15 protein-coding genes and 1 pseudogene are annotated in these 15,770 nt (G+C 64.4%); 10 read left to right on the top strand and 6 right to left on the bottom strand.

The window, feature by feature from the left end; translation table 11 throughout:
- Positions 1-16 precede the first annotated feature (16 nt).
- The gene (locus ACVMIM_RS26055; RefSeq protein WP_476115381.1) at positions 17-601 is read right to left on the bottom strand and encodes an SCO family protein; all 585 of its coding nucleotides are present in this window, start codon (positions 599-601) and stop codon (positions 17-19) included.
- A 237-nt stretch (positions 602-838) separates the two neighbouring features.
- Here ACVMIM_RS26055 and ACVMIM_RS26050 point away from each other — a divergent pair, with 237 nt between their 5' ends.
- The 3 genes from ACVMIM_RS26050 to ACVMIM_RS26040 all read left to right on the top strand — a co-directional run bounded on the left by ACVMIM_RS26050 (position 839) and on the right by ACVMIM_RS26040 (position 2,797).
- On the top strand, positions 839-1,267 hold the full coding sequence (locus ACVMIM_RS26050; RefSeq protein WP_476117366.1) for a CreA family protein: 429 nt from the start codon (positions 839-841) through the stop codon (positions 1,265-1,267).
- A gap of 70 nt (positions 1,268-1,337) precedes the next feature.
- Positions 1,338-1,979 carry a DapH/DapD/GlmU-related protein gene (locus ACVMIM_RS26045; protein ID WP_476115380.1) on the top strand — a complete coding sequence of 214 codons (642 nt, stop codon included), beginning with the start codon at positions 1,338-1,340 and terminating at the stop codon, positions 1,977-1,979.
- A gap of 326 nt (positions 1,980-2,305) precedes the next feature.
- On the top strand, positions 2,306-2,797 hold the full coding sequence (locus tag ACVMIM_RS26040) for a low affinity iron permease family protein (RefSeq protein ID WP_476115379.1): 492 nt from the start codon (positions 2,306-2,308) through the stop codon (positions 2,795-2,797).
- Positions 2,798-2,805: 8 nt separating this feature from the next.
- Here ACVMIM_RS26040 and ACVMIM_RS26035 read toward each other — a convergent pair whose 3' ends face one another.
- Positions 2,806-3,672 (bottom strand): SDR family NAD(P)-dependent oxidoreductase, encoded by an 867-nt coding sequence (locus ACVMIM_RS26035; protein WP_476115377.1) that lies wholly within the window; start codon positions 3,670-3,672, stop codon positions 2,806-2,808.
- Between the two features lie 242 nt (positions 3,673-3,914).
- Between ACVMIM_RS26035 and ACVMIM_RS26030 the strand changes: the two genes are divergently transcribed.
- On the top strand, positions 3,915-4,196 hold the full coding sequence (locus tag ACVMIM_RS26030; RefSeq protein ID WP_476115375.1) for a hypothetical protein: 282 nt from the start codon (positions 3,915-3,917) through the stop codon (positions 4,194-4,196).
- A gap of 4 nt (positions 4,197-4,200) precedes the next feature.
- Here the strand turns inward: ACVMIM_RS26030 and ACVMIM_RS26025 are convergent, their stop codons facing one another.
- Complete coding sequence (locus tag ACVMIM_RS26025) at positions 4,201-4,776, bottom strand: TMEM175 family protein (RefSeq protein WP_476115374.1); 576 nt, start codon at positions 4,774-4,776, stop codon at positions 4,201-4,203.
- Positions 4,777-4,914: 138 nt separating this feature from the next.
- Here ACVMIM_RS26025 and ACVMIM_RS26020 point away from each other — a divergent pair, with 138 nt between their 5' ends.
- Positions 4,915-6,123 (top strand): MFS transporter, encoded by a 1,209-nt coding sequence (locus ACVMIM_RS26020; RefSeq protein WP_476115373.1) that lies wholly within the window; start codon positions 4,915-4,917, stop codon positions 6,121-6,123.
- A 110-nt stretch (positions 6,124-6,233) separates the two neighbouring features.
- On the opposite strand, the gene ACVMIM_RS26015 is transcribed toward ACVMIM_RS26020, so the two are convergent.
- From ACVMIM_RS26015 to ACVMIM_RS26005, 3 genes and pseudogenes are all read right to left on the bottom strand, one after another.
- The gene (locus ACVMIM_RS26015; RefSeq protein WP_476115372.1) at positions 6,234-7,700 is read right to left on the bottom strand and encodes an MATE family efflux transporter; all 1,467 of its coding nucleotides are present in this window, start codon (positions 7,698-7,700) and stop codon (positions 6,234-6,236) included.
- A gap of 105 nt (positions 7,701-7,805) precedes the next feature.
- A pseudogene (locus ACVMIM_RS26010) lies at positions 7,806-9,286 on the bottom strand (esterase-like activity of phytase family protein).
- Positions 9,287-9,573: 287 nt separating this feature from the next.
- On the bottom strand, positions 9,574-10,599 hold the full coding sequence (locus tag ACVMIM_RS26005) for a LacI family DNA-binding transcriptional regulator (protein WP_476115370.1): 1,026 nt from the start codon (positions 10,597-10,599) through the stop codon (positions 9,574-9,576).
- Positions 10,600-10,795: 196 nt separating this feature from the next.
- Here ACVMIM_RS26005 and ACVMIM_RS26000 point away from each other — a divergent pair, with 196 nt between their 5' ends.
- The 5 genes from ACVMIM_RS26000 to ACVMIM_RS25980 all read left to right on the top strand — a co-directional run bounded on the left by ACVMIM_RS26000 (position 10,796) and on the right by ACVMIM_RS25980 (position 15,762).
- Entirely contained in the window at positions 10,796-11,827 is a 1,032-nt protein-coding gene (locus tag ACVMIM_RS26000) for a Gfo/Idh/MocA family protein (protein WP_476115369.1), read from the top strand.
- Positions 11,824-12,732: a sugar phosphate isomerase/epimerase family protein gene (locus ACVMIM_RS25995; RefSeq protein ID WP_476115368.1), complete on the top strand. Its 909-nt coding sequence runs from the start codon at positions 11,824-11,826 to the stop codon at positions 12,730-12,732. Before ACVMIM_RS26000 ends, ACVMIM_RS25995 begins: the two co-directional genes overlap by 4 nt.
- An 83-nt stretch (positions 12,733-12,815) precedes the next feature.
- Entirely contained in the window at positions 12,816-13,829 is a 1,014-nt protein-coding gene (locus ACVMIM_RS25990; protein ID WP_040995751.1) for a substrate-binding domain-containing protein, read from the top strand.
- Between the two features lie 86 nt (positions 13,830-13,915).
- On the top strand, positions 13,916-14,707 hold the full coding sequence (locus ACVMIM_RS25985; protein WP_476115366.1) for an ATP-binding cassette domain-containing protein: 792 nt from the start codon (positions 13,916-13,918) through the stop codon (positions 14,705-14,707).
- Complete coding sequence (locus ACVMIM_RS25980; RefSeq protein ID WP_476115365.1) at positions 14,704-15,762, top strand: ABC transporter permease; 1,059 nt, start codon at positions 14,704-14,706, stop codon at positions 15,760-15,762. Before ACVMIM_RS25985 ends, ACVMIM_RS25980 begins: the two co-directional genes overlap by 4 nt.
- Positions 15,763-15,770 lie beyond the last annotated feature (8 nt).

Below are 15,770 nucleotides of genomic sequence, written 5' to 3'. Positions count from 1 at the left end.
GACCTTCGGTTCGGGATCATGTTTGTCCGCCGGCTGCCAACCGCTTCAGCTTGGCGATGGCGGCGTCGGCGCTCTCGCCATAGGCTATGGTGCCGGCGAAATCGCCCTTGGCGTTGAGCAGCAGCACCGAGGCCGTGTGGTCCATCGTGTAGTCGCCGTCGCCGGTGTCGACCTTCTTCCAATAGATGCCGAAGGCCTTGGCCATGGCGTGCACCTTGTCCGGATCGCCGGTGATGCCGGTGATGCGGTCGGAGAAGTTGCTGACATAGGAGTTCATCGTCTCCGGCGTGTCACGCTCCGGATCGACGGTGACGAAATAGGCGTTGAGGTTCTTGCCGCTGTCGCCCATCGTCTTCAGCCAGCCGGCCAGTTCGAACAGGGTCGTCGGGCAGACTTCGGGGCAATGGGTGAAGCCGAAGAACACGACGCTCGGGTGGCCCCTGAAGGCGGCTTCGGTGATCGGCGCGCCTTTCTGGTCGACCAGGGTGAAGGGTGCGCCGTAGGGCTCGCCGCCATAATGGCCCCGGTACCAGTCGAATGTCAGCCAGCCGATGCCCGCCGCCATCAGGACGAGAATGCCGATCAGGATTGAGCGCATCATCAGTGAATGTCCGTCGCCATTGCTTTGGCTGAAAGCCAGTTTGGCGACAGTCTTAACGGGTTGGCGCCGACCGCGCAAAGATGTCGCGTTGCCGCAAGCGGCCAGGCGGGCCGATCGGCTTGCAAACGCCACGATCCTGTCCCACCTGACATCGGCAAAACGTGAACCGAGGAGGCTTCCTTGCGAAAACTGATCGGCTTGTTCGCCGCCTGTCTTGCCCTGAGCGCCGGCGCGGCCATGGCTGACGAAGTGGGTAAAGTGGGTGTCGACTGGGTCGGCAACGACATCATGGTCGACGCGATCAAGGACCCGAAGGTCGACGGCGTCACCTGTCATGTCGCCTATTTCGACCGCAGCATCATCGACCGGCTGCACAAGGGCAATTGGTTCGAGGATCCTTCCGATTCTTCGATCTCCTGCCGCCAGACCGGGCCCATCACCATCGGCGACATCGACATGAGCGAGGGCGGCGAGGAGGTTTTCAAGCAGGGCCTCAGCCTGATCTGGAAAAAGCAGGTGGTGAACCGCATCTACGACAAGAAGAACGAGACGCTGATCTATCTGTCGCATTCGCGCCAGGTGCAGAACGGCTCGGCGAAGATGTCGATCACGACCGTGCCGCTCTACGGCCAGAACGTGGTGTGGACCAAGGGCAAGCCGCGATAGGCTCCCGACAGGGCTTGGCCGGGGACAAGTCGCGCTTGCGGGGCCATCCCCGCCGGCGTAAAGCCGCCTCATGAACCGTCCTGAAAACCTCGTCCTCAAGGACGCCAAGCCGCGTATCCATCCGACCGCGGAGCTGAAGGGATGCAAGCTCGGCCGCTATGCCTCGATCGGCGAGCGGGTGATCCTGCGCGAGGTGAGCGTCGGCGACTTTTCCTATTTCGAACGTCATTCCGAGGCGATCTACACGACGATCGGCAAGTTCTGCTCGATCGCCGCCAACAGCCGCATCAACGCGCTCGAGCATCCGATCGAGCGGCTGACGCAGCACAAGGTCAGCTACCGGCCGAACGAGTATTTCCGCTGGCTGGGCGTCGACACCGAATTCCGTGCGCGCCGACAGGCAAAATCGGTCAATGTCGGCCACGATGTCTGGATCGGCCATGGCGCGGTCGTCATGCCGGGCGTCGCGATCGGCAATGGCGCCGTCATTGGCGCCAATGCGGTTGTGACGCACGACGTCGCGCCCTACACGATCGTGGCCGGGGTTCCGGCAAAGCCGCTGCGCCGGCGCTTCTCCGCCACAGTCGCGGCGCGCGTCGAAGCCCTCGCCTGGTGGGACTGGGCGCCCGAGAAACTGGCGAGCGCAATCCCCGACATGCAGACTATGCCGATCGAGGCATTTCTCGATCGCTGGGAAGACAACACTCTCTGACACACAGGTGAACGCCGTCGAACGCATGACGGCGCTGTCTTGATGCTACGCTTCGCTGCCGGGAAGTGCTGCCCCTTCCGCCATGCGGGGGTGGCGCAGCGGAAGGGGCTTGGAGGTAAACCGCCGTGAAGCGGAAGGAACAGGCTTTCGGCCTGCACCGGCACTATCGCAAACAACAGATAAGGTGTTTTTTCGCGAAGCAGCGCTTTCTGCGTGTAGCCGATTGCAACCGCGCCCAGACATGAAACTTAGGTCCCTGGGAACCGGAGCGGGCGGCAGCTTGTTTCTTGGCAAATGCCTGCGCATCCACGGTTCGAGGGACTTGCATGATCGAGAAAGCTTTTACGCGGATAGCCAACCAGGTCGCGCATCTGGCCGGCCTGCCGGCTACCTTTGCCATCTGCGTGCTGATCGTGGTTGCATGGGCGTTGAGCGGCCCGATGTTCGGGTTTTCCGACACCTGGCAACTGGTCATCAACACAGGCACCACCATCGTCACCTTCCTGATGGTTTTCCTGATCCAGAACACGCAGAATCGCGACGGCGCGGCGATCCAGGCCAAGCTGGACGAATTGATCAGGGTCAGCCGCGCCCACAATCATTTCATCGGCATCGAACATTTGACGGAATCCGAAGTCGAGGAAATCCGCTCGAAATGCGAGGCGGCGGCAAAACGGCACGACCGCGAGATCGCCGAAAAGGCCGCCAAGGCCGTTGCCGGAAAGAACGGCACCAAGCATGCGCCCAAGACCGCCGGCGCGGCCACAAAGAAGACCGCGGCCGGGAAGAGCGCCTCCAAGAAGAAAGCGGCGGCTTGAGACGGCCGTCAGCGGTTCATGAAGGCCGCGAACGCATCCTTATGCTCCGGGTGCCAGCGCGAGAGGGCAGGGCGGTTTTCGATGATGTCGCCCATCGCCCAGGCCATCCGTTTTTCGTCGATCGGCCGCGCCACCTCGTTGTCGGGGCAGAGAATGTAGAAGTCGTTGTCGATCAGCGATGCCAGCATGAAGTCGATCACCTGCTCCCCGGTCCAGGCGCCAGCCGGCTTTTCCGTCGCGCCCTCGGTCAGGCCGGTATAGGTGAAGCCGGGGATCAGCAGATGCGCCGACACTTTCGCGCCAGGTTCGTTTCGGAGCGCATGCGCCAGCCCTTCGGTAAAAGTCTTCACGCCGGCCTTGGAGACGTTGTAGGCGAGATTGCCGGGCGGGGTGGTGATCCCCTGCTTGGAGCCGGTGTTGATGATGAGACCCGGCTTCCCGGCGGCGAGCATGCGCGGCGCGAAGGCCTCGACGCCATGCACGACGCCCCAGAAATTGATGTCCAGCAGCCGCTTCCAGGCGTCGCGGTTCTCCCAGGGCTTGCCCGGATTGTTGCCGACCCCGGCATTGTTCATCAGCACCGACACCGCGCCGAAGGCGCCGTAAGCGAGCTCCGCCAGCCGGTCGACCTCCTCGGCCTTGGATACGTCGGTGGGAATCGGAAGGACGGCATCGTCGCCGGCGATCGCAGCGACCGCCTGTTTGGCCTGATCGAGGCGAACGCCGCCGATGTCGGCAAGAACCGTCTTCATACCCAGCCCGGCGAACCGTTTCGCGGCGGCAAGGCCGATGCCGCTGGCGCCGCCTGTGATGACGGCGACATTGCCGGAGGCGAAAGCGGGCAGGGCGGTCTGGATTTCGGTGTCGCTGGTCATGATTTCCATCCTTGTTCGGGTCGGGCCGAACTTAACGCCGGACGCCGCCGAGGCAATAGCCGCAACAGGTTGACGACTTACAGTCGCAACGGGTTGACGACTTACAGTCGCAACGGGTTGACGACTTACAGTCGCAACGGGTTGACGACTTACAGTCGCAATGAGTTGACGACTTGCAGTCGCGACGGGTTGACCATCGCTGCGTCTGCCGCGCATGCTGTCCGGAAAAAGGAGCCCGGTATTTGACCGATTGGATCGGAATCCTGAAAGAGCAGACCGCCAATGGCGACCAGATGGCCCGCGAGGTGCCGAAGATGCTCGCCAATCCCGATATTAGCGAGGCGCAGGTGAAAACACTGTTCGCGGCGCTGGAGAACCAGGCGGATTTCGCCGAGAAGCTGCGGCTGGCGCTGGAGAAATTCGGCCACGACTTCCCGATCATCAAGGCGGCCGAGCGGCTGGAGGAGCGCTATGCCGACCTTGCCGCCTCGGCGGCCGAGAAGCTCAAGGCGATGCGCAAGTAAATTTCTATTTTTCGATCAGTCTCTCGAAGCGCCTGTCGGGTGCAAACCAGATGGCCGCTACAAGCACATAGATCGCCACGCTGATCCACTGGTTGAAGAAGCTGAGCAGGATGGCGGCGATGTAGAGCGCCAGCGAGACCTTGCCTTTGTTGTCGTGGCCCACCGCCTTGGCAAAGGTCGTGTCGGCGCCGTGCAGATGGCGCAGCTTGATAACCAGGATGGTATAGGCGATGGCGCAAAGCGCGAGGTCGATGCCGTAAACCGCCACGGGCGCCGGAGCGAATTCGTTTTCGCCCATGAAGGCGGTGGTCACCGGCATCAGCGAAAGCCAGAACAGAAGGTTCAGGTTGGCCCAGAGCACGCGCCCGTCGACGCGCTGCACCGTGTGGAACATGTTGTGCAGATTGTTCCAGTAGATGCCGACATTGATGAAGGAGAGCACGTAGCAGAAGAAGATCGGCCACTGCGGCAAAAGGGCTGAAAAATCCTTGCCATGCGGCACTTTCAACTCCAGCACCATGATGGTGATGATGATGGCGACGACGCCATCGGTGAATGCCTCGACGCGTCCCTTGCCCATGATTCCTCCCTCACAGATTGATTGACGTTACGGGAGGATACAGCGGCTGACCATCCTGCCAGAACTGTCAGGAGGGCGTTCGCTGGTTGGAACGGCGCCATTACATAGGCGTTGGGCTTGCAACCCTCGGAGTTCGCCATGACCAGCTACGCTCAAACCCTGACGCGTGACAATGAACTTGGCGGGGGCGCCGCGATGACCGCTGTCGCGGCCATGATCGCCGCGCTGTTCGCCGGCAGCACCGCGCTGACGCCGCTTTACGTGATCTACAAGCAGGCCTTCGGCTTCTCGCAGATCACGCTTACGTTGGTTTATGCCGTCTACGTCGTCGGCAACCTGGCGGCGCTGCTGTTTTTCGGCCGGGTGTCGGATGTCGTCGGACGCCGCCCCGCCGCGCTCGCCGCGATGGGTGTTGCCGTGGTCAGCGCGTTGTTTTTCCTCTTCGCCGAAAATCTCGCCTGGCTCGACATCGCCCGCATTCTGAGCGGCCTCGGCATCGGCGTCGGCGCGGGAGCGGGCACCGCCTGGCTTGCCGAACTGATCGAAGGCAAGGACAAGTCGCGCGCCGCCGTCATCGCCACCAGCACCAACTTCATCGGTCTCGGGGTTGGCGCGCTCATGGCGGGGCTGCTCGCCCAATATGCGCCCTGGCCGCTCAGGCTGACATTTGCCGTCTACCTCGTGCTGCTTGCGCTGGCGACCGTGCTGATCTGGCGCACGCAGGAAACGGTCTCCAATTCGGGGCGGCTGTCGGATGTCTCGCTGCGGCCACGGCTTTCGGTGCCCGACGATATCCGCGCGCAATTCGTCGCGCCCGCGGTGACCGGGTTCGGCGCCATGGCGCTGGTCGGTTTCTACGCGGCGCTGGCGCCGAGCATCCTGGCGCAACAGCTCCATGCAACCAATCACGCCGAGGCCGGCGGCCTGTTCTTCGAATTGTCGATCGTGGCGGCAGTGACGATTGTCGGCACCGCGTGGTTGTCCGCCCGCTCCACCATGCTTGCCGCGCTGGCGCTGATGATCCCGGCCGTGGCGCTGGTCGTGGCCGCGCAGGTCTATGCCTCGATGGCCTTGATGATCGAGGCGACGGCGGTCTGCGGCATGGCGGCGGCGCTCGGCTATCGCGGCGGCCTGCAGGTGGTGAACCAGATCGCGCCGGCCGACCGTCGCGCCGAGGTGGTCTCGGCTTTCTTCATCTGCTGCTTCTGCGGCAACGCGCTGCCGGTGATCGGCATCGGCGTCCTGTCGAGCCTGGCCAACGCCACCGTGGCAAGCGTGGCCTTTGCGGGCATGATCATCGTCTTCTCGCTGGTGGCGCTTGGCTTTGGCGCCAAATACGCGCGGTAGGTCTTAGAGCGGTTCAGCGTTTTGATAGAATCGCGAAACCGCTCTAACTCTTTGTTTTCGCGCAATTCCGGACGGAAAACCGCTGCGCACTTTTCCTGGAATTGCTATAGCTATTCGGCTTCCGGCAGGAGTTGCGCGCGCTGGCGCGGCACGCCGAGCCCCGTATCGGGCGGCTCGCCTGCCGCCGGCCGGTCGTCGATCGTATGCATCGTGCGCCAGCGGCCGAAGCGATAGTAGGCTGCGGCCAGCACCAGCGAAGCAATGGAGCCGGCCGGAAAGCTCCACCACAGCGCCTCCTGGCCGATGACGCTGCGCATGGAATAGGCAAAGCCGGTGCGAATGATCAACACCGAGATGATCAGGATGATGAGCGGCGGCATGACGGCGCCGGTGGCGCGCACCGTGGCGAACAGTACGATGGTGATTCCGAACAGGATGAAGGACCAGGACGCCACCTTGTTGATATGAGCGGCGATGTCGATCGCGGTGCTGTCATTGCTGAGAAAAAGGCTGAGCACCGGGCGGTCGAAGGCGAAAAGCAGCGCCACCAGCGCGCCGGTCAGCACAAGGTTGAAGCCGACGCCCGAGGCCGCGACCTTGCCGATGCGGTCCCAGCGGCCGGCGCCGACATTCTGAGCGGCCATGGAGGAGACGGCGGCGCCGATCGCGAGAGCCGGCATCTGGATATAGGTCCAGAGCTGGGCGGCGATGCCGTAAGCGGCCGCGACCTGGGAGCCATAGGAGTTGACGATGCCCATCACGGTGAGCGCGGCCGCGGAGATGACGATCATCTGCAGGCCCATCGGAACGCCCTTGAAGACGACGATGCGCAGCAGCGCCGGATCGGGCCTGAGCAAGGCGAGATCGCTACCCGCCAGCCGCAGCGGGTGCCGGCGCGCATAGAGCACGATCAGGATGGCGATCACGCTGACCGTCTGGCCTATCAGCGTCGACGCCGCCGAGCCCGCGATGCCGAGCGCGGGGAAAGGGCCGATGCCGCGGATCAGCAGGGGATTGAGCACGACGTCGAGCACGACCGCCAGCGCCATGAAGAAGAATGGGGTTCGCGAATCGCCGGCGCCACGCAGCACGGTCATAACGAAAGACAGGAGATTCATCGTCGGCACGGCGACGAAGATGATGCGCAGATAGGCGCGTGCCAGCGGCAAGGCATCGGCCGGCGTGCCGAGCCCGGTCAGGATGGCGTCGATCCAAATCCAGCCGCAGACGGCGAACAGCACCGAGACGAGGAAGAAGAAGGTGGCGCTGGTGCCGACGATGCGCTTCGCCTCGGGCAGATCGCGGGCGCCGACCGACTGCGCCACCAGGATGGTCGCCGCCATGCCGATGCCGAAGACGGTGCCGAGGATGAGGAACAGCACAAGATTGGCGTTGGAGGTCGCCGTCAGCGCCGCCTCGCCGAGGAAGCGGCCGACCCAGACCGCGTTGATCGAGCCATTGAGCGACTGCAGCACGTTGGAGCCCAGCACCGGAAGCGCGAACAGAAGCAGCGTGCGCGGGATGGGGCCGCTGGTCAGGTCGTGGGTCCGCCTTCGAGCGGGCTTGTCGTCATCCATAACGGGCACCGAAAATGAATCAGGCCCGCGATGCTATCGCGGGCCTAACGCTCATGCATCCCTTCCGCGCTCGGTCACATGCCGTTCGGCACGACCGGAGCAGAACTAGTTCGCGGCGAGGCTGTTCCCAGACAGTCCCGGGAGGGTGACCTGATAGACCAGGAAGGTGGTGTCGACGTCGGCGCCGTCCTCGGCTTTATAGGGCGCGCCGACCTGGAAGCCGTCCTGGGTGAGGAAGTCGTTGTCGTTGGCGACGAACAGGAAATAGTCATCGGGCAGCTTCGGGTCGAGCACCGAGGCCAGCGACATCGCTTCCCATTTCTCCGAGAGGTTGTTCTTGTCGTTCGGCGCGCCATTGTGCAGGCCGAAGCGGCCGAGCTCGCCCTTGTCATTGATGTCGATGAACGGGGTCAGCTTGGCCGGCGTCACCGACGGATCGACAACGCCCTTCGGCGCAACCGGCTTGTCGGCGGCATCGAACGGACCGTTTGCGATATCGGTCGCGGCGGAGAGATCGACGATCTCGATCTTGCGGTAGACCGACTCGGCGTCCTTCAGACCCTGGCCGTTGCCCGAGTCGCGCGCCAGCATCAGGAAGCTCTTGCGGAGAGCGCGACGATCTCGCTCTGCGCGGCGACCTTGGTCTTGCCCTTGGCGTCCTTGAACACCGGCAGCGGCACGACATATTCATGCGCCAGCTTGAGATGGGCGAGATCGGAGGCGTCATAGACCAGCGCACGGGTGTTCTGGCGGGTCGAACCGGAATCGCCGCCGTCCTGGCGGGCCGCCGACTGCAGCACGGCGATCAGGAACTTGCCGTCCGGCGTCATCGACATGCCTTCGAGGCCCTGGTTGTTCTGGCGGCCGGTCTCCGGATCCTTCGGATCTGGCTCGGCCGCGCCCGGGCCGGGGTTGTCTGAAGCGAAGTTCGGCTTGCCGTGGCGCATCGGCACCAGCGCCGCCGGCGGCTGCGTCGCCGACATCAGCCGGCCCTCGGCCGAGAAGCGGTAGATGTTCGGACCATATTCGTCGGAGATGAACATGGTGCCGTCGGGCAGGCGCACGATCGCCTCGTCGTCCAGCGCCAGCTTGCCGTTTTCGGCTTGCGGCAGGATCGGCATGTCGCCGGCGGCTTCGCGCACGCCGTTGAGCGGATCGAGTCCGGTCGCATCGGCGCCCTTATCGTCGGTCAGAAGCATGGTGTCGGCGAGCGTCGCCTTGACGCCGGTCTGTTCCTGTCCGGTGGCGGGCGCCGCGCCGGGGGCGGTCGGGGTCAGTTCGATCGAGATGGTGTTGAGGCGCGGGCGATAATCGGTGGTGCCGACGACGTTGTAGCCGCGATCCGGCAGCAGCCAGAGCGAACCCTTGTAGCCCTCGCCGTCGCGGGCCCAGGACTTGGTGTCGATCGCCATGCCGGAACCCGAACCGAAAGTCTCGCCAAACTTGTCCTTCTGGCTGGCCGGAATGCGGCCGACGCCGACAAGCCCCTTGTTGACATAGGCGACGCCATCGGCGAGCGCCGGCGTCATGGCGGTGAACAGAGCAAGCGCCGCGCCGAGCGCGACGGTTCGGTTGAGGTGTTTCATCGATATCCCCTTCTTGACGAGCAGAGCGGCCATTGGCTCAAAAGGGCGCGGCATCGACGCTGCGGCCTGCCCTTGCCGTCGAGCGGTCTAGGACGTGAACGTGATGGTTGCGTGACAGGCTGGGACTCACCTTCCCCCTTTTGGGGGAAGGTGGCCGCGAAGCGGCCGGATGAGGGGTGCTCCAGGGAAAGCTGACGTCTCACTCCGCTGGAACACCCCTCATCCGTCTCGGCGCTAACGCGCCGATCCACCTTCTCCCATAGGGGAGAAGGGAAGGCGCTTCCGCCTCAATCGCTCTCTCTTGCGACCAGCTCCAGCGGCCAGACCTCGCGGATGATGCGCGTGCCTTCGGGGCCGGCGAAGGCGGGAAGGGCGGCGAGCAGCATCTCGGCCAGCCTCCGGCCCATCGGCTCCAATGCCGGACGGAAGGCGGTCAGCGCGGGCGAGAAATAGCGGCAGAGCGGGGTGTCGACGATGACGGTCACCGCGATGTCGTGACCGGGCCGGATGCCCATCTCAGCCAGCGCCTTGCAGCCGCCGAGCGCCATCGCGTCATTGTTAAAGATGATGGCCGTCGGCCGGTCCTTGGAGACCATCACGCGCGGCGTCACCTGGTAGCCGCCAGCCTCGTTGATGAAGCCGTCGGCGATCAGGCCGGGATCGACCTCGATGCCGTGCCGCTTCAGCGCCTTGCGATAGCCGTCTAGAAAGAGATAGCCGAAATTGAGGTTGAGCGCCGGGCGAATGGCGGCGATGCGGCGGTGGCCGCGCGCGACCAGCCTGTCGACCGCATCGCTGCCCGCCTTCTCGAAATCGAGGTCGAGGGAAGGGTAGGCCTTGCCGCCCGAGCGGCTGCGGCCGAGCGTTGCGAAGGGAAAGCCTCTCTCGGTCAGGTAGTCGATGCGTTCGTCCTCGCGGCGCGTCCAGGCCAGTACCACCGCGTCGGCGCGGCGGGTCTCGACGACGCGGCGCAGGCGCTCCTGCTGATAGTCGCCCGGCGCGCCCATGACCACGATCAGGTCGAGCCCGCTTTCAGCCAGTCGCGCCTGCAGGCCGGTCAGAAACGGGATGAAGAAGGGTTCGCCATATTGCTGGTCACCCGGATGCGGCTGCAGCATGAAGGCGATCGAATGGGTGGCGCCTTGCCTCAGGCTGCGGCCGGATTGGTTTGGCGAATAATTCAGCGCCCTTGCCGCTTCCAGGACGCGCTGGCGCGTGTCTGCACTGACGTCGGCGCGGCCGTTCAGCGCCCGCGATACGGTACCGATCGAGATGTTCAAATGACGCGCAAGGTCGTGGATGCTGGACGCCAAGGACGGTTCTCCCCCTGCCTTGGCTAGCACCGGCTGCCGCTCAGGCCAAGGCTTCGGGACGATTTTTGCGCGCAGCCGATTGACATTCTAAGCCATCGGGTGTGTTCTCGTAAACGTTTACGGAAAAACGTTTACGGTGATGCCGTTGATGCCGTGACACTCGGCCTGGAGGGGCCGAGCCGAGGAGGAGCGCTGGATGATGAAGGTCGTCCTGGTCGGGTGCGGAGCCATGAGCAAGCACTGGCTCGATGCCGCAAGGCGGATCGACGGGCTTGCCATTGCCGGCCTTGTCGACCTCGATGCCGAGCGAGCGAAGGCGAGGGCGCGCGAGTACGAGCTCTCCAATGCAGTGATAGGCACCAGCCTCGACGCCGTTCTCGATGAGACGAAGCCCGACGCCGTATTCGATGTCGTGGTCCCGGCAGCCCGCCGCGAGGTCGCGCTTTCGGCCTTTGCCCATCATTGCCATCTGCTCACCGAAAAGCCGCTGGCCGACAGCCCCGAGAACGCGCGTGCCATCGTCGAAGCGGCGCGTGGTGCAGGTCGCGTCCACGCCGTCGTTCAGAACCGGCGCTATGTCGCCAATGTCAGGCGCATCAGGCGCTTCCTGGACTCGGGTGCCATCGGCAAGCCGACCAGCATCCATGCCGAGTTTTTCATCGCGCCGCATTTCGGCGGCTTTCGCGAGGAGATGCACCACGTGCTTTTGCTCGACATGGCGATCCACACCTTCGACGCCGCTCGCTACATGGTCGCCGGCGAGCCGGCCAGCGTCTATTGCCAGGAATGGGAGCCGGCCAATTCGTGGTACCGGCAGGGCTCGTCGGCAAGCGCCGTCTTCGACCTCGGCGGCGGCAAGGTCTTCACCTATGCCGGCTCCTGGTGCGCCGATGGCTTCCGCACCAGTTGGGAAGGCAGCTGGCGCATCGTCGCCGAGCGCGGCAGCCTGTTGTGGGACGGCCATGACGGGCTGAAGGCCGAAGTGGTTGCGACCGGCCGCGACGGGATCATCGACAAGACGCAAGCCATCGAGGTGCCGGCGCTCGACCCTGCCGATCGGGTGGGTGGACATCTCGGCATCATCCAGGATTTCATGCGCGCGATCGAAACCGGCACAGAGCCGGAGACCCGCGGCGCCGACAACATCAAAAGCCTGGCCATGGTCTTCGGCGCGATCGAAAGCGCGGAGAGCGGGCGGCGCGTGGCAATCGCTAAGGAAGCACAATGATGCCAAACCCGCTTCTCGACATCAGGATCGGCACCATGGTGCGGGCCAATCTCGACGATCCGGCGGCCTATGTCAGGCAAATCCTGCCGCTCGGCTTCGAGAGCATCCAGCCCTTCTTCTGGCAGACGCTGGGCGGCAAGGACCTGAAGCGCCTGGCGGGCGAAATCCGCGAAGCGATCGGCGATGCCGATGTGTCGGTGTCGTCGATCGGCGTTTTCGGCAATCCGCTGGAAGGCGGCGAGGTCGATCGCGGCGTGCTCGCGGCCTGGGAGACGGTTATCGACAACGCGCATCTGTTCGGCACTTCGTTGGTCAGCGGCTTCACCGGCCGCATCCGCGGCAAGAAGCTGACGGACAGCCTGCCGCGCTTCCGCGAGGTCTGGGGGCCGCTGGCCAGGCGCGCGGCTGACAAGGGCGTGCGCATCGCCTTCGAGAACTGCGCCATGGACGGCAATTGGGCGAGCGGCGACTGGAACATCGCGCATAACCCGGACGCCTGGGAGCTGATGTTCAACGAGTTGCCAAACGACAATCTCGGGCTCGAATGGGAGCCCTGCCACCAGCTCGTTTATCTCATCGACCCAATCCCGCAGATCCGCAAATGGGCGCCGCGCATCTTCCATGTCCACGGCAAGGACGCGACCGTGCGCTGGGACGTGATCCGCGAGCATGGCGTGTTCGGGCGCCTGCCTTTCGTGCAGATGCGCACGCCGGGTTTCGGCGACAGCGACTGGACGCGGGTGATCAGCGAGTTGCGGCTGGCCGGTTACAAGGGCGCCATCGACATCGAGGGCTGGCATGACCCGGTCTATCGCGGCGACCTCGAGATCACCGGGCAGGCGCGGGCGCTGGATTATCTGAAGCAATGCCGGGGAGGGAACAGCTACCTGCCCAATCCGACTTGAGTAACGGTCGGCGGGAGGAGCCGGCCGAGCCAAATCATTGTCGAAAACCCTTGATCGCGAGGGAACAAAAGGGAGGAACGTGCATGAGCATGACAACCAGAAGGACTGTTCTGCGCTCGACCGTTGTGGCGGCCGCCGCGGCGCTCTGCGCCTCGATCTCCACCTTGCCGGCACGAGCGCTCGACGCGCAATGGTGCAAGGACGTGCATATCCGATTCTTCGTCGGTGGCGCCGAGGGCGATGCCTTCGGCACCATCGTCTATAATGGCGCCAAGCAGGCGGCCGCCGATCTCGGGCCGAAGGTCGACTACATCTTCTCGCAGTGGGATGTCGAGAAGATGGTGCAGCAATTGCGCGAGGCGGTCGCGGTCAAGCCCCAGGGCATCGCCATGATGGGCCATCCGGGCGACGCCGCGATCATGCCGCTGGCCGAGCAGGCGCATAAGGACGGCATCAAGATGATGTACCAGAATGTGCCGGTGCCGAAGGTGGTGGAAGCGTTCGGCGGCGGCTATGTCGGCGCGCAGCAGGAGCAGCAGGGCCGCGCGCTCGGCGCCGAAGCGTTCAAGCTCGGCAAGCTCAAGGCCGGCGACAAGGCGATCATGATCGGCCCGTTCGAGAACGAGAACCGCGGCGCGCGCGAACGCGGCACGGTCGCGGCCCTGAAGGAGGCGGGCGTGGAGGTGATCCAGCTGTCCTCGCCGCCGAGCGGCGAATGGGCGTCCGATCCGAACCTCGCCATCCCGGTGATCACGGCGGCGCTGCTCAACCACCCCGACGTCAAGGCAGTCGGCTATCCGGGCGGCCAGATGCTGGGCAATGTCGCGACCTATATGCAGGCGGCGGGCCGGAAGCCGGGCGACATCTTCAACTTCGGCTTCGACACCAGCCCGCAGATCGTCGAGGGTTTCAAGGGCGGCTGGGTGCAACTGACGGCCGACCAGCAGCCATTCCTGCAGGGCTATCTGCCGATCCTCAGCCTCTGCCAGCAGGTGGTGCTCGGACTGGCGCCGATGAATGTCGACACCGGCGCCGGTTTCGTCACGCCTGAAAATTATCAGGTCGTCTCGGAGCTCGCCAAGCAGGCGCTGCGCTAACCTCCCAGACTGCCGGCCGGGAATATGCCCGGCCGGCTGGGCCACCGGCAAGCGGCCGGCAGACAGACAGTTCAAGCGAGGATCGCATGGGCGAACGCATCATCGAACTGCGCGACATCAAGAAATCCTATGGCCAGGTCTATGCGCTGGGCGGCGTCAATCTCAGCGTCGACCGCGGCGAGGTGGTCGGGCTGATCGGCGACAATGGCGCCGGCAAGTCGACGCTGATCAAGATCTTGTCCGGCGTGGTCAAGCCGACCAGCGGCGAGATCCTGGTGCGCGGCAAAGCCGTCAGCGGATGGAGCGCGGCGCGCTCGCGCGAGGCCGGCATCGAGACCGTGTTCCAGGACCGGGCTTTGGCCGTGCAGCAGACGATCGTGCGCAACATCTTCATGGGCCGCGAACTCACCGGCTTCATGGGCTGGCTGAAGGTCAGTAAGGAGATCGAGGAGGCGAGCCGGCTGATGCGCGAGATCGGCTTCACCTCGAAAGTGTTCACGCCGCATTCCATCGTCGGCCAGCTTTCCGGCGGCGAGCGCCAGGGCGTGGCGATCGCGCGCGCCATCTACAAGCAGGCGGAACTGATCATCCTCGACGAGCCGACGACGGCGCTGTCGCTGACAGAGACGGCAAAAGTCTTCCACTTCGTGCGCCAGGTGCGGGCGAGCGGCCGCTCGATCCTATTCATCGGCCACAACATCCACCATGTCTTCGATATCGCCGACCGCTTCGTCGTGCTCGACCGCGGCAAGGTGGCGCTGACGGCCGACCGCAGCGAGGTCAAGTCGGCCGACGACCTCATCGACTTCATGGAAGATATCGCGCATCCCGACGGCTTGCCGGGGCTGCATGAGGACGCGGAGCAGAGAGCGCAATGAGCAAGGCCATGGAACCCGATCTGCAGACGCCTCTCGGAAGAGCAAGCGGCCCGACAGCCAAGGAATCGGCCAAGGAGTGGAGCCATCCCTCCGAGAATTGGCTGCGCGGCTTCGTGCTCGACAACCGTGCGGCGCTCGGCACGCTCGCGGTGTTCATCGTCATGATGGCGGTGTTCATGATCGCCAACCCGACCGTCTTTACCACCTGGTATCTCTACAGTTCGGTGCTGACGACGCTTCCCGTGGCGCTGTTCGTGGTTGTGCCGCTGGTCTTCGTTGTCACCTGCGGCGAGATCGACCTGTCGTTCCCGGCCACCATGGGCTTCGCCTCATGGGTCTTCGCGATCGCCGTGCAGGCCGGCTACGATCCGTTCCTCGGCATCGCGGCAGCGCTCGTCACCGGCACGCTGCTCGGCTTCCTGGTCGGATCGCTGGTCGTCTATGGCGGGCTATCGTCGCTGATCGCCACGCTCGGCATGAACTTCCTGCTGCGCGGCCTGATCCAGATCATCAACGAGGGCAAGTCGACGGCGCTGACCGGCCTTGCCGACAGCGCAGCCTACAAGATCTTCTCCAGCCAGTTCATGGGCATCCCGGTGCAGATATTCTGGGCGATCGCCTTCGTCGTCTTCTCGGCATTGCTCTACAACCGGCACCGCTTCGGCGCGCAGGTGAAGGTGGTCGGCGACAATCCGGACAGCGCCAGGCAGATGGGCATCGACGTCAAGCGCGTGCGGGTGAAAGTGTTCGTCTTCACCGGCATCGGTGCTGCCATCGCCGGCACCTTCTCGGTGATGATCAATTTCACCTGGTGGCCGACGGCGGGCGACGGTTATCTCTTGCCGGTGCTGGCCTCGGTGTTCGTCGGCGGCACGCCGACCTGGGGCGGCATCGGCACCGTCGTCGGCGGCGCAATCGGCGCGGTCACCGTCTCATTCATCCAGACCGGCGTGGTGGCGGCGGGTCTCAGCGGCTTCTACGTGCAGTTCTTCAACGGGCTGATCATCATCCTGTCGCTGCTCGGCCATAAGTGGAACCAGGCAAGGTACAGGTGAGGAAACCG

The organism is Mesorhizobium sp. USDA 4413 (genome assembly GCF_056280365.1).
This window is presented reverse-complemented; position numbering and strand designations above follow the sequence as displayed.

Bases quoted from the DNA above. Each gene is read 5' to 3' on its own strand.
- ACVMIM_RS25985 (WP_476115366.1), top strand. From the start codon at position 13,916: ATGGGCGAACGCATCATCGAACTGCGCGACATCAAGAAATCCTATGGC.
- ACVMIM_RS26000 (WP_476115369.1), top strand. From the start codon at position 10,796: ATGATGAAGGTCGTCCTGGTCGGGTGCGGAGCCATGAGCAAGCACTGG.
- ACVMIM_RS26055 (WP_476115381.1), bottom strand. From the start codon at position 601: ATGATGCGCTCAATCCTGATCGGCATTCTCGTCCTGATGGCGGCGGGC.
- ACVMIM_RS25980 (WP_476115365.1), top strand. From the start codon at position 14,704: ATGAGCAAGGCCATGGAACCCGATCTGCAGACGCCTCTCGGAAGAGCA.
- ACVMIM_RS25990 (WP_040995751.1), top strand. From the start codon at position 12,816: ATGAGCATGACAACCAGAAGGACTGTTCTGCGCTCGACCGTTGTGGCG.
- ACVMIM_RS26045 (WP_476115380.1), top strand. From the start codon at position 1,338: ATGAACCGTCCTGAAAACCTCGTCCTCAAGGACGCCAAGCCGCGTATC.
- ACVMIM_RS26035 (WP_476115377.1), bottom strand. From the start codon at position 3,672: ATGACCAGCGACACCGAAATCCAGACCGCCCTGCCCGCTTTCGCCTCC.
- ACVMIM_RS26020 (WP_476115373.1), top strand. From the start codon at position 4,915: ATGACCAGCTACGCTCAAACCCTGACGCGTGACAATGAACTTGGCGGG.
- ACVMIM_RS26015 (WP_476115372.1), bottom strand. From the start codon at position 7,700: ATGGATGACGACAAGCCCGCTCGAAGGCGGACCCACGACCTGACCAGC.
- ACVMIM_RS26040 (WP_476115379.1), top strand. From the start codon at position 2,306: ATGATCGAGAAAGCTTTTACGCGGATAGCCAACCAGGTCGCGCATCTG.
- ACVMIM_RS26025 (WP_476115374.1), bottom strand. From the start codon at position 4,776: ATGGGCAAGGGACGCGTCGAGGCATTCACCGATGGCGTCGTCGCCATC.
- ACVMIM_RS26050 (WP_476117366.1), top strand. From the start codon at position 839: ATGGCTGACGAAGTGGGTAAAGTGGGTGTCGACTGGGTCGGCAACGAC.
- ACVMIM_RS25995 (WP_476115368.1), top strand. From the start codon at position 11,824: ATGATGCCAAACCCGCTTCTCGACATCAGGATCGGCACCATGGTGCGG.